The sequence below is a fragment of the Tabrizicola sp. genome (assembly GCF_031377265.1).
Taxonomy (GTDB): Bacteria; Pseudomonadota; Alphaproteobacteria; order Rhodobacterales; family Rhodobacteraceae; genus JAUYQR01.
Genome location: NZ_JANMET010000118.1, coordinates 1 through 10,505 on the forward strand (window position 1 = coordinate 1; position 10,505 = coordinate 10,505).

15 protein-coding genes are annotated in these 10,505 nt (G+C 63.5%); 13 read left to right on the top strand and 2 right to left on the bottom strand.

Features of this window, described 5'->3' with window-relative positions:
- Nucleotides 1-815 (bottom strand): NTP transferase domain-containing protein (locus tag RMO18_RS06880; RefSeq protein WP_309664774.1); only part of this gene is annotated, 815 nt, incomplete at its 3' end.
- 92 nt (nt 816-907) lie between these two features.
- On the opposite strand from RMO18_RS06880, the gene RMO18_RS06885 reads away from it, so the two are divergent.
- The 8 genes from RMO18_RS06885 to RMO18_RS06920 all read left to right on the top strand — a co-directional run bounded on the left by RMO18_RS06885 (nt 908) and on the right by RMO18_RS06920 (nt 6,714).
- Nucleotides 908-1,570, top strand: coding sequence for an HAD family hydrolase (locus RMO18_RS06885; protein ID WP_309664775.1), 663 nt, complete (start codon nt 908-910; stop codon nt 1,568-1,570).
- A gap of 172 nt (nt 1,571-1,742) precedes the next feature.
- Nucleotides 1,743-2,975 (top strand): TCR/Tet family MFS transporter, encoded by a 1,233-nt coding sequence (locus RMO18_RS06890; protein ID WP_309664776.1) that lies wholly within the window; start codon nt 1,743-1,745, stop codon nt 2,973-2,975.
- 9 nt (nt 2,976-2,984) lie between these two features.
- Nucleotides 2,985-4,214 (top strand): DegT/DnrJ/EryC1/StrS family aminotransferase, encoded by a 1,230-nt coding sequence (locus tag RMO18_RS06895; protein ID WP_309664777.1) that lies wholly within the window; start codon nt 2,985-2,987, stop codon nt 4,212-4,214.
- 4 nt (nt 4,215-4,218) lie between these two features.
- Nucleotides 4,219-4,734, top strand: coding sequence for a thermonuclease family protein (locus RMO18_RS06900; protein ID WP_309664779.1), 516 nt, complete (start codon nt 4,219-4,221; stop codon nt 4,732-4,734).
- Nucleotides 4,734-5,543, top strand: a complete 810-nt coding sequence (locus tag RMO18_RS06905) for an MBL fold metallo-hydrolase (protein ID WP_309664780.1) — start codon at nt 4,734-4,736, stop codon at nt 5,541-5,543. The genes RMO18_RS06900 and RMO18_RS06905 overlap by 1 nt, the downstream gene beginning before the upstream one ends.
- Nucleotides 5,544-5,569: 26 nt before the next feature.
- Nucleotides 5,570-5,833, top strand: coding sequence for a metalloregulator ArsR/SmtB family transcription factor (locus RMO18_RS06910; RefSeq protein WP_309664781.1), 264 nt, complete (start codon nt 5,570-5,572; stop codon nt 5,831-5,833).
- Nucleotides 5,834-5,906: 73 nt separating this feature from the next.
- The gene (locus tag RMO18_RS06915; protein ID WP_309664782.1) at nt 5,907-6,326 is read left to right on the top strand and encodes an SRPBCC family protein; all 420 of its coding nucleotides are present in this window, start codon (nt 5,907-5,909) and stop codon (nt 6,324-6,326) included.
- A 13-nt stretch (nt 6,327-6,339) separates the two neighbouring features.
- Nucleotides 6,340-6,714 (top strand): DUF1761 domain-containing protein, encoded by a 375-nt coding sequence (locus RMO18_RS06920; RefSeq protein ID WP_309664783.1) that lies wholly within the window; start codon nt 6,340-6,342, stop codon nt 6,712-6,714.
- Nucleotides 6,715-6,739: 25 nt separating this feature from the next.
- Here RMO18_RS06920 and RMO18_RS06925 read toward each other — a convergent pair whose 3' ends face one another.
- Nucleotides 6,740-7,159 carry a hypothetical protein gene (locus RMO18_RS06925; protein ID WP_309664784.1) on the bottom strand — a complete coding sequence of 140 codons (420 nt, stop codon included), beginning with the start codon at nt 7,157-7,159 and terminating at the stop codon, nt 6,740-6,742.
- Between the two features lie 319 nt (nt 7,160-7,478).
- Between RMO18_RS06925 and RMO18_RS06930 the strand changes: the two genes are divergently transcribed.
- The 5 genes from RMO18_RS06930 to RMO18_RS06950 form a co-directional block, all read left to right on the top strand.
- Nucleotides 7,479-7,844 carry an NADH-quinone oxidoreductase subunit A gene (locus RMO18_RS06930; protein ID WP_309664785.1) on the top strand — a complete coding sequence of 122 codons (366 nt, stop codon included), beginning with the start codon at nt 7,479-7,481 and terminating at the stop codon, nt 7,842-7,844.
- Nucleotides 7,844-8,368 carry an NADH-quinone oxidoreductase subunit B family protein gene (locus tag RMO18_RS06935; protein ID WP_309664789.1) on the top strand — a complete coding sequence of 175 codons (525 nt, stop codon included), beginning with the start codon at nt 7,844-7,846 and terminating at the stop codon, nt 8,366-8,368. The genes RMO18_RS06930 and RMO18_RS06935 overlap by 1 nt, the downstream gene beginning before the upstream one ends.
- 9 nt (nt 8,369-8,377) lie before the next feature.
- The gene (locus tag RMO18_RS06940; RefSeq protein ID WP_309664786.1) at nt 8,378-8,980 is read left to right on the top strand and encodes an NADH-quinone oxidoreductase subunit C; all 603 of its coding nucleotides are present in this window, start codon (nt 8,378-8,380) and stop codon (nt 8,978-8,980) included.
- Entirely contained in the window at nt 8,977-10,215 is a 1,239-nt protein-coding gene (locus RMO18_RS06945; RefSeq protein WP_309664787.1) for an NADH-quinone oxidoreductase subunit D, read from the top strand. Before RMO18_RS06940 ends, RMO18_RS06945 begins: the two co-directional genes overlap by 4 nt.
- Nucleotides 10,212-10,505 (top strand): hypothetical protein (locus RMO18_RS06950; RefSeq protein WP_309664788.1); only part of this gene is annotated, 294 nt, incomplete at its 3' end. The genes RMO18_RS06945 and RMO18_RS06950, both read left to right, overlap by 4 nt.

Consider the following 10,505-nt stretch of genomic DNA (forward strand, 5'->3'; position numbering starts at 1 on the left):
AGCGCGAAGAACACGGTTTCGGGGGCGGTGAGGGTGACACCGTTGTCCAGGGCGTCGGCGCGGGCGCGGGTCTGGAAGGCGCGTTCGGCATCGGCCAGCTGCGCCTTGGTGTTGATGCCCAGGGTTTCGGATTCGTCACAGAGCACGACCCCGGCGGACAGACCACGGCTGCGGGCGATTTCGACAATGTCGGTCAGGTAGTATTCGCCCGCCGCATTGGCGTTGCCGACCGCCGCGATCAGCGAGAACAAGGTTGCGGCATCGGCGCAGACGACGCCGGAGTTGCACAGGGTGATGGCACGCTCTGCCTCGGTGGTGTCTTTCCATTCGGTGATCTTGTGCAGGGTTTCGCCGTCGGCGATCAGCCGGCCATAGCGACCGGGGTCGGCAGCGTGGAAACCGAGGACGACGACGGCGTGGCGTTGGCGCGCCTCCAGCATGGCGCGCAGGGTGTCTTCGCGCACAAAGGGGGTGTCGGCGTAAAGCACGATCGCCTCGCCCGGCGCGTCAGCAAGGAGCGGTGCGGCCAGAAGCTGCGCGGCTTGGGCCACGGCATGGGCGGTGCCTGCTTGAGGGTCTTGCAGGACGGCATCAACCGCCTCATCAAAGGCGAGGGCGGCGGTGGTGACGGCGTCAGCCCCGTGGCCGGTGACCACGACGATGCGCGAGGGATCGAGGCTGCGGGCGGTGGTCAGCGCGTGGTGCAAAAGCGGCGCACCGGCGAGCGGATGCAGGACCTTGGGCAGATCGGAATTCATCCGCGTGCCCTGACCCGCCGCCAACACGATCACCGAGACTGGCGCTGAAACCTGCATTCTGCCCCTTTCATTCTTGTTGGCCCCGTTTTACCCCCGTGGCGCGGGGTGGCAAGGGGCCAATCCTCACGCCACATTACAGGAATGCCGCAATGCGATGCGTGGTCTTTGATCTGGACGGAACGCTGGCCGACACCTCGGCCGACCTGTTGGCAGCGGCCAATGCGGTGTTCGGGGCCGGCGGGCATGGGGATTTGTTGGGGCCGGCGGATGCGTTGACCGCGTTTCATGGCGGGCGGGCGATGCTGCGGCTGGGGTATCAGCGGATCGGGCGGGTGTGGTCAGAGGCGGATGTGGATGCGGGGTATCCGCTGCTGCTGCGCGCCTATCGGGACGCGATTGCTGTGCATACGGTGCTGTATCCCGGCGCGATGGCGGCGGTCGAGGCGTTGAAATCGCAAGGCTACGCGGTGTCGATCTGTACCAACAAGCCGGAGGCGCTGGCCGAGGAATTGCTGCGCCGGTTGGGCGTTCGGGAGGCCTTTGGCGCACTGATCGGGGCGGATACGCTGGCGACGCGCAAGCCGGATGCAGCACCCTACGTGGCGGCGGTACAGCTGGCGGGCGGCACGGTGGCGCGGTCGATGCTGGTGGGTGATACCGAGACCGACCGCAACACCGGGCTGGCCGTCGGAGTGCCGGTGGCGCTGGTCACCTTTGGGCCGGAGGGGGCGGGGGTGGCGCGGCTGCAGCCCGAGGCGTTGCTGGATCATTTCGACGATCTGCCGGGGTTGGCGGCAAGGCTTTTGGGGTGAACGCAGGGGGCTTTTGTGGGACTGGAGGGTTTCACACCCTCCAGACCTCCTGTGGGATATTTGGTGAAGAGGAAGCCGAAATTTTAGTCAAATTTGAGGGATCGACCGCGCGACACTGCGGATTGTCCGGGTGGTTTGACAGTTTCCGGCAGCAACCCTAGGGTCCGGTCCCATGAGTATTGCCGCTGCCGTCCCCGCGTCACGCCATGCCGTGACCTTCGTGCTGATCACCGTGTTTCTGGACATGGTGGGCTTTGGTCTGATCATGCCGGTGCTGCCCGCGCTGATCACCCAAGTGGGCGGCATGAGCCTTGGTGACGCGGCTTTTGTCGGTGGCTGGATGTTCGCTGCGTTTTCGCTGGGGCAGTTTCTGTTCAGCCCGCTGATGGGCAACCTGTCAGACCGGTTCGGGCGCAGGCCGTTGTTGTTGCTGGCGATCTTTGGGTTGGGAGTGGATTATCTGTTCTCGGCGCTGGCGCCCACGATCTTCTGGCTGTTCGTCGGGCGGGTGATCGCGGGGATTTGCGGGTCGTCCTATGTGATTGCCAACGCCTATATCGCCGATGTGACCGAACCGCAGGACCGCGCGAAAGCGTTCGGTCTGGTGGGGGCGGCGTTCGGGGTGGGCTTTGTGCTGGGCCCGGCCATCGGTGGTTTGCTGGGCGAGCTGGGGCCGCGGGTGCCGTTCTATGTGGCTGCCGGAATTTCGGCGCTGAACCTTATCTACGGCTGGCTGGTGTTGCCCGAAACGCTGCCGCCGGAAAAGCGCCGGGCGTTCGAGTGGCGGCGTTCGAACCCGTTCGGGGCGTTCAAGGTGTTTCGCCAGTATCACGGCGTGGTGCCGCTGTGCGCGGTGTTGTTCGTGTATTTCACGGCCAGTGCGGTGTATCCTGCGATCTGGCCGTTCTGGGGGATGGCGAAGTTTGGCTGGTCTGAGGCGGTGGTCGGGCTGACGCTGGCCGCCTTTGGAATCATCACGGCGGTGTTTCAGGGGGTGGTGACGGGTCCGGCGGTGGCGCGGTTTGGCGAATGGCGGGTGTGCCTGTTCGGGATGATCGTCGCGGTGGTGGTGGCGCTGGGCTATGGGTTGGCGGGGTCGCTGGTCGTGGTAATGCTGTTGTTGGTGGTGCATGGGCCGGAGGGGTTTGTGCATCCGATGCTGGTGGCGATGATGTCGAAAGTGGTGCCCGACGATGCGCAGGGCGAGTTGCAGGGCGGAATTTCGGCAGTGATGAATGTGGCGATGCTGATCGGGACGGTGATGTTCAGCCAGGTCTTCGGGTTCTTCATGCGGGACGGTGCGGTGGTGAAGTCGCCGGATATGGCGTTCTTTCTGGCCGCGGGGCTGCTGGCGCTGGTGCTGGTGTTTTATCTGAAGGTGGTGCGCCGCACTGCCGGGAATTGAGGCGCGGGGATGGAACGGTTCAACGGCAGCTTTACCCAGCAGGAACCGATCCCGGAAGCCGGGATCGAGGCGGCGCTGGCGGTGCTGCGACACGGGCGCTTGCACCGCTACAACACGCTGCCCGGTGAGGTGGCCGAGGCGGCGCTGCTGGAGGAAGAGTTCGCGGCGCTGACGGGCGCGCGTTACTGTCTGGCGGTGGCATCGGGCGGATCGGCGATGGCCACGGCGTTGCGGGCCTGTCAGGTCGTGGCCGGCGATGCGGTGTTGTCGAACGCCTTCACGCTGGCCCCGGTGCCGGGGGCGATTGCCAGCCTTGGCGCGCGGCCGGTGTTTGTCGAGGTGACCGAGGATCTGACGATTGACCTTGGGCATCTTGAAGTGATGGCCAAAGCCTCGGGCGCGAAGGTGCTGCTGCTGAGCCATATGCGCGGGCATGTCGGCGATATGGACGCGCTGATGGCGTTGTGCGGGCGGCTTGGGGTTCAGGTGATCGAGGATTGCGCCCACACCATGGGGGCCAGCTGGCGCGGGGTGGCGTCGGGGCGGCATGGGGCGATCGGCTGCTATTCGACGCAGACCTACAAGCACATGAATTCGGGCGAGGGCGGCTTTCTGGTGACGGATGACGCCGACCTTGCGGCGCGGGCGGTGCTGCTGTCGGGGTCCTACATGCTTTACGCGCGGCACCGGGCGGCCCCTGAGGTGGAGGTGTTCGAGCGGCTGAGGCTGGATGTGCCGAACATTTCCAGCCGGATGGACAATCTGCGCGCGGCGGTGCTGCGCCCGCAGATCGCCATGCTGGCAGATCGCCGCGCGCGCTGGCGGGCGTTGTATCAGGGGATGGAGGCAGGACTGGCGGATACGCCGGGAGTGCGGCTGATCGCCAGGCCGGAGTGGGAGGAGTACATGGGTTCGTCCTTCCAGTTCTTGCTGCCGGGATGGGAGACCGCACGGGTGGCGGCGTTTGTCGCAGGCGCTGCGGCGCGGGGGGTGGAGCTGAAATGGTTCGGCGCGGCCGACCCGGTGGCCTTTACCAGTCGCTATGCGCATTGGCGCTATGCCAACCCCGAGCCTTTGCCACAGACCGACCGGGTGCTGGCCGGGCTGATCGACATGCGGTTGCCGCTGACCTTTACGCCCGAGGATGTGGCGCTGATTTCGCGGATCATTCGGGCCGAGGTTCTGTCGGCCGCGCAAGCCGAGGCGCTGACGCCGACCACAGTGCCGGTCGCGGACTAGCGTGATGGCGCGCCTTCTTGGCCCGGCCCGGCCCCCCGGCCTTGTGACCCGGTTCCTGCGTCGGCTTGTTGATCCGCGGGTTTATCTCAAGACCGTTATGCTTGGTGGGGTGATGGTGATGTTCGTGGTGCCCGGGGTGGCCGACCTTGTGAACGCGGCGCTGAAACCTGTGGCGGGCGAAGGGGGCACATGCCGGATTATGCGGGTGGTCGACGGCGATACCGTCACGCTGATGTGCCCCGAGGAAGGCATGGAGAGCGGGCGGCTTGTTGGCTTTGACACGCCGGAGAAATATTCGCCCAGATGTGTGGCCGAGCTGATTGCAGCAGAGCGAGCGAGTTGGGCCCTACGCACGCTGATCCAGAAAGCCGACCAGCTGAAGGTCACGCATCAGGGCACCGATAAATACGGCCGGGCTTTGCTGCGGCTGGAGCTGGACGGCCAGGATGTGGCGCGGGCGATGATCCGGGGTGGGCATGCCCGTGCCTATGGTGCAGGCCCAAGAGGGAGTTGGTGCTGATGCGGGTGGTACGAATGGGGCCGTTGTCGGCCGAGGTGGAACTGGGCGATCTGACGGTCATTGCGCTGTCGGATGGCGAAACGGCGATGCCGCTTACGCATCTGCGGGCCCCCGATGGGGCGGCGCTGACGGAAGCGGAACTGGCCCGAGCCGACGTGGTGGGTGGCAAGCTGCGTCTGCCGGTGCGTGCCTTCTTGGTGAAGGGCCCAGCCGGTTGCCTGATGATCGACACGGGGGCGGCGGATGCCTGGCACCCGGTGTTGGGCCGACTGGGAGAGGCGATGCTGGAAGCCGGGGTCGCGGTGCAAGATGTAACGGCGGTGGCGCTGACCCATACTCATGTGGATCACCTTAGCGGGCTGGTAGACGCGGACGGGGGGCTGAGGTTTCCCAATGCCGCGCGGGTCTTTGTTGCGACCGAGGAACTGGCGGATTTCCGGGCCGATGCGCGCATGGCCCCGGTGCTGGCACGGCTGATGCCGCTGGAGCAGGGCGATGGGCCGATGCGCGGGGTGGTTGCGATCAACGCACCGGGCCATTCACCGGGGCACATGGCGTTTCTGGTGGACGGGCGGCTGTTGATCTGGGGCGACATCGTGCATCACGCAGCGGTGCAGTTCGCGCGGCCCGAAGTGACCTGGGTGTTCGACACCTATCAGCCCCAGGCGCGGGCGACCCGTGAGGCGCTGATGGCACGGGCGGTGGAGCAGGGGTTGGTGGTGGCGGGGGCGCATCTGCCCGATCCCGGCATCGGGCGGATTTCGGCGCTGGCCCAAGGCTACGCGTTTCATCCGCTGGAGTTGGGGTAAGCCGTCATCTGGCATCATTCATCTTAGTGGTTGAACCAATCGACCCAGACCAGTTGACCCTGATCCTGAAGGCCGCGAGTGACCCGACACGCCGGGCGATCCTGACGCATCTGGCGCAGGAAGGGCCCGCACGTGTCACCGAGATCGCGGCGCGTTTCGTGATCAGCCTGAACGCCGTTTCGAAGCATATCATGGTTCTGGAACGGGCCGGGCTGGTCAGCCGAAAGACACATTGGCGCGAACATCTGATCGAAGTTCTGATGCAGCCCCTTGGCGAAATAGACCGCTGATTCAATGGGCTGCGGTCGATCTGGGATCAGCGTTTGGAAGTGCTTGACCGTTTGCTCACAAAGGATGCCACCGATGACTGATCTTTCCTTAACCTGCCGACGCACCATCAAGGCCACCCCTGAGCAGGTCTACAAAGCCTGGCTCGACCCCGCGATGATGACCCGGTTCATGTCGCCGCGCCCGGACAGGCATGTGCGCGAGGCACGGGCCGATGCCCGCGTCGGCGGCCGCTTTTACGTGATGATGGTGGCTGATCGCGACCTGCCGCACGAGGGTACTTACAAAGAACTGACGCCGTATTCGCGCATCGTTTTCACTTGGGAGGCCCCTTGGTCGGCCCCCGACACGCAGGTCGAACTGGTTTTGAGCGCGGTGAAGGATCGCACCGAAGTGGTGCTGACCCATGTGAAATTCACCACTGAGGAAAGCCGCGACAGCCATGCTCAGGGCTGGGCGGGAATTCTGGGCAAGCTCGACGCCCTATTCGTCTGAAGGGGAGCGTGCCGTGACAGAAGGGATGCTTGAGATGAACTGGCTGGCGGTCTTGGTCGGGACGGCTGTCGCCTTTGCCTGGGTCTGGTTCGGCCCGTTGTTCGGCAAGGCCTGGGCGGCAGGCAGTCATGGCCTGCAGCGACCGGAACGGTTTCCGGCCCTGGCGATGGGGGTGCACCTGGGGGCGACGTTCCTGCTGGCTTGCGTGATCGGTGCCACGGCCAACACGGACGCTTTGGGCACGGCGTTGCTTGCGATCTTTGCCTGTGCGGCGTTTCAGCTTGGCGGATCGCTGTTCAGTCAGAAGGCCCGGTCGGCCGGTCTGATCGACGGCAGCAGCATCGTGGGCATGGGGGCCGTGATGATCGCCGCTCAGGGGGTCTTCTGACAACGGCCGATGTGCCCCGGACGCGTCATTGCGGATAGGGCGAGGTGCCGCCGAGGCTGTCGTTGGTATGGCTGATCAGCACGTCGCACAGGCAGGCGGCGTCGGTGCAGGCGTCACGGCGGGCGATGAAATCTTCGTCCAGCGGCGGGTTTTCCTGATCGACCTGTTGGCCAGTGGCGTTTTCCACCGCATAAACCCAAGCCAGCGTGTCAAGCCGGCCCATGCGCCACAGCTGTGCGTTCGGCTGATCCGAGGCGTCACACATGATCTGATGCGCAGGGATCGTCGGGGCATCGCAGCCGATGTCGGAAAGGACACCTGAGTAGTTGCGTTCAAGGTCGGCAATCCGGGCATCGACAGCATCGATGTCGATTTCGCAGGTTTGCGCGAGGATCGGGGTCGCGGCGACCATTGCGATCAGTGAAGTGACAAGAAGGGAACGCATTGGCTGAGCCTTTCGGTTATTCAGCCGAGAGGTAAGGGGCTGTGGTTGCAACGGTCAAGGTAAGGAAACGCTGCCGTTCAGCAAAGGGTGGCAATTCCTGCAGTGCAGAAATTTTTTGCAGTCTTTGCGGCGTCTTGAGCAAGCTCTTACGATCGAACGGAAAAGCGGTGGAAGGCGCGCCAAATGTCGCATTGCGACCAAGGCGTTTTCGGCCCGCCTTCGGTTGACCCCGCGCAGGGGGCAGAGTAAACGGGCGATTGAGATCAAGCGGGCCGGATATGTCCACCGCTCGCGTGTCGCCAGCAGCAAGGAGCCCCTCGTGGATATGCTTCTCCGAGAGTATCTTCCGATACTTGTTCTTCTGGCCGTTGCCGTCGGCCTGGGTCTTGTCCTGATCCTTGCGGCGGCGGTTCTGGCAGTGCGCAATCCCGACCCGGAAAAGGTCAGCGCCTACGAATGCGGCTTCAACGCCTTTGACGATGCGCGGATGAAATTCGACGTGCGGTTCTATCTGGTGTCGATCCTGTTCATCATTTTCGACCTGGAGGTGGCGTTCCTGTTCCCTTGGGCGGTGGCCTTCGGCGAAATCAGCATGGCGGCGTTCTGGTCGATGATGGTGTTCCTTGGCGTGCTGACCATCGGGTTCGCTTATGAATGGAAGAAGGGGGCTCTCGAATGGGAGTGATGGCGGGCGCCAACACGGCTGGCGGCGACCATGAGGTCGCGGTTCAGGGCCTGAACCGGGAATTGCAGGACAAGGGTTTTCTGCTGACATCCACCGAAGACATCATCAACTGGGCCCGGATCGGCAGCCTGCACTGGATGACTTTTGGTCTGGCCTGCTGCGCGGTCGAGATGATGCACACCAGCATGCCGCGCTATGATCTGGAACGCTTTGGCACGGCACCCCGCGCCAGCCCGCGCCAGTCGGACCTGATGATCGTGGCAGGCACCCTGACCAACAAGATGGCCCCGGCGCTGCGTAAGGTTTATGACCAGATGCCAGAGCCGCGCTATGTGATCAGCATGGGGTCCTGTGCGAATGGCGGGGGGTATTACCACTATTCCTACAGCGTCGTGCGCGGCTGTGACCGGATAGTGCCGGTTGATATCTATGTGCCGGGCTGCCCGCCCACGGCAGAGGCGTTGTTGTATGGCATCTTGCAGTTGCAGCGGAAGATCCGCCGCACCGGCACCATTACCCGTTGAGGAGCTGCGATGTCTGAAGCCCTGACAGAACTGGGCGCGATCATCGCGCTGAAGCAGCCCGATGCGGTGCTGGCGTCGGATGTGACGCATGGCGAGCTGACGTTGACGGTGGCGCTGCAATACCTTGAGGGGCTGGTGGAATTCCTGCGCGATGACGCGTCGTGCCGGTTTACCTCGCTGGTCGACATTACCGCGATCGACCATCCAGACCGCGCGGCGCGGTTCGACGTGGTCTATCACTTCTTGTCGATGTACCAAAACCACCGCATACGGCTGCGCGTGTCGGTGCGCGCCGAAGACATGGTCCCCTCGATCCACATGATCCATCCGTCCGCAAACTGGTTCGAGCGCGAGGTGTTCGACATGTTCGGCATCCTGTTCAGCGGCCACCCCGATCTGCGGCGCATCCTGACGGACTACGGCTTTCGCGGTCATCCGCTGCGCAAGGATTTTCCGACCACGGGGTATACCGAAGTGCGCTATGACGAGGCGCAAAAGCGCGTGGTCTATGAGCCGGTGAGCCTGGTGCAGGAGTATCGGCAGTTTGATTTCATGTCTCCCTGGGAGGGGGCCGAGTATATCCTTCCCGGTGATCAGAAGGGGACGAAATGATGGACGGCGATATTCGCAAGAACAGCTACGACGACGGGTCGTCCGATTTCGAGACGGGCGAGCAGCGGATCCGCAATTTCAACATCAACTTCGGACCGCAACATCCTGCGGCACATGGCGTCTTGCGGCTGGTGCTGGAGCTGGACGGCGAGATCGTGGAACGGTGCGATCCGCATATTGGGCTTTTACACCGCGGCACCGAAAAGCTGATGGAAAGCCGGACCTACCTGCAGAACCTGCCGTACTTCGACCGGCTGGATTATGTGGCGCCGATGAACCAGGAGCACGCCTGGTGTCTGGCGATCGAGCGGCTGACCGGAACGGAGGTGCCGCGCCGCGCCAGCCTGATCCGGGTGCTGTTCTGCGAGATCGGCCGGGTCTTGAACCACCTCCTGAACGTCACCACGCAGGCGCTGGACGTCGGCGCGCTGACGCCGCCCTTGTGGGGGTTCGAGGAACGCGAAAAACTGATGGTGTTCTATGAGCGGGCCAGCGGCGCGCGGCTGCATGCGGCCTATTTCCGGCCCGGCGGCGTGCATGTCGATCTGCCGGACGCTTTGGTCGAAGACATTGACCAATGGGCGGTGGAATTCCCGCGCATGCTGGATGATATCGACGGGCTGTTGACCGAAAACCGCATCTTCAAGCAGCGCAACGTCGATATCGGCGTGGTCACCGAGAAGGACATATCGGACTGGGGCTTTTCCGGCGTGATGGTGCGCGGATCGGGCCTCGCCTGGGATTTGCGCCGCGCGCAACCCTATGAGTGCTATGACGAGTTCGACTTCAAGATCCCGGTCGGCACCAATGGTGACTGCTTTGACCGCTATCTGTGCCGCATGCAGGAGATGCGCGAGTCGACCTCGATCATCCGTCAGGCCTGCGCGAAACTGCGGGTGGAGAAGGGCGACGTGCTGGCGCGCGGCAAGATCACCCCGCCGAAGCGGGCCGAGATGAAGACCTCGATGGAAGCGCTTATCCATCACTTCAAGCTATACACCGAAGGCTTCCACGTGCCCGCCGGTGAGGTGTATGCCGCCGTTGAAGCGCCGAAGGGCGAGTTTGGGGTTTATCTGGTGGCGGACGGGTCGAACAAACCTTATCGCGCCAAGATCAGGGCCCCGGGGTTTTTGCACCTGCAGGCAATTGACTACATCTGCAAAGGGCACCAGTTGGCCGACGTGAGTGCCATCATCGGGACGATGGATGTGGTGTTCGGGGAGATTGACCGGTGATGCCAGTAGAAACGAAGGGCAGCAAAATCATTCAAGTAGAAAAGGTTGCAACCGCAACCTGGAAACTTGCGGCAATGGTCGTGTTGATTGCGGGTGCGTCATTCTCGGCGGGTGCCGCGGCTTTTGGCTACCTGACCGCTGATTTCGTCCGGGTAACAGACAAGATCCAGCTCTATTCCAACGATCAAAACAACACGAAGTTTGTGCTGGACATCGAGGACTTGTCGACAGGCAGCAACCAACCAAAGTCAGTGTTTGCGTCTCCCGGTTCTGACCATGCGTTCAAAATC

Bases quoted from the DNA above. Each gene is read 5' to 3' on its own strand.
- RMO18_RS06885 (WP_309664775.1), top strand. From the start codon at position 908: ATGCGATGCGTGGTCTTTGATCTGGACGGAACGCTGGCCGACACCTCG.
- RMO18_RS06890 (WP_309664776.1), top strand. From the start codon at position 1,743: ATGAGTATTGCCGCTGCCGTCCCCGCGTCACGCCATGCCGTGACCTTC.
- RMO18_RS06895 (WP_309664777.1), top strand. From the start codon at position 2,985: ATGGAACGGTTCAACGGCAGCTTTACCCAGCAGGAACCGATCCCGGAA.
- RMO18_RS06900 (WP_309664779.1), top strand. From the start codon at position 4,219: ATGGCGCGCCTTCTTGGCCCGGCCCGGCCCCCCGGCCTTGTGACCCGG.
- RMO18_RS06905 (WP_309664780.1), top strand. From the start codon at position 4,734: ATGCGGGTGGTACGAATGGGGCCGTTGTCGGCCGAGGTGGAACTGGGC.
- RMO18_RS06915 (WP_309664782.1), top strand. From the start codon at position 5,907: ATGACTGATCTTTCCTTAACCTGCCGACGCACCATCAAGGCCACCCCT.
- RMO18_RS06925 (WP_309664784.1), bottom strand. From the start codon at position 7,159: ATGCGTTCCCTTCTTGTCACTTCACTGATCGCAATGGTCGCCGCGACC.
- RMO18_RS06935 (WP_309664789.1), top strand. From the start codon at position 7,844: ATGGCGGGCGCCAACACGGCTGGCGGCGACCATGAGGTCGCGGTTCAG.
- RMO18_RS06940 (WP_309664786.1), top strand. From the start codon at position 8,378: ATGTCTGAAGCCCTGACAGAACTGGGCGCGATCATCGCGCTGAAGCAG.
- RMO18_RS06945 (WP_309664787.1), top strand. From the start codon at position 8,977: ATGATGGACGGCGATATTCGCAAGAACAGCTACGACGACGGGTCGTCC.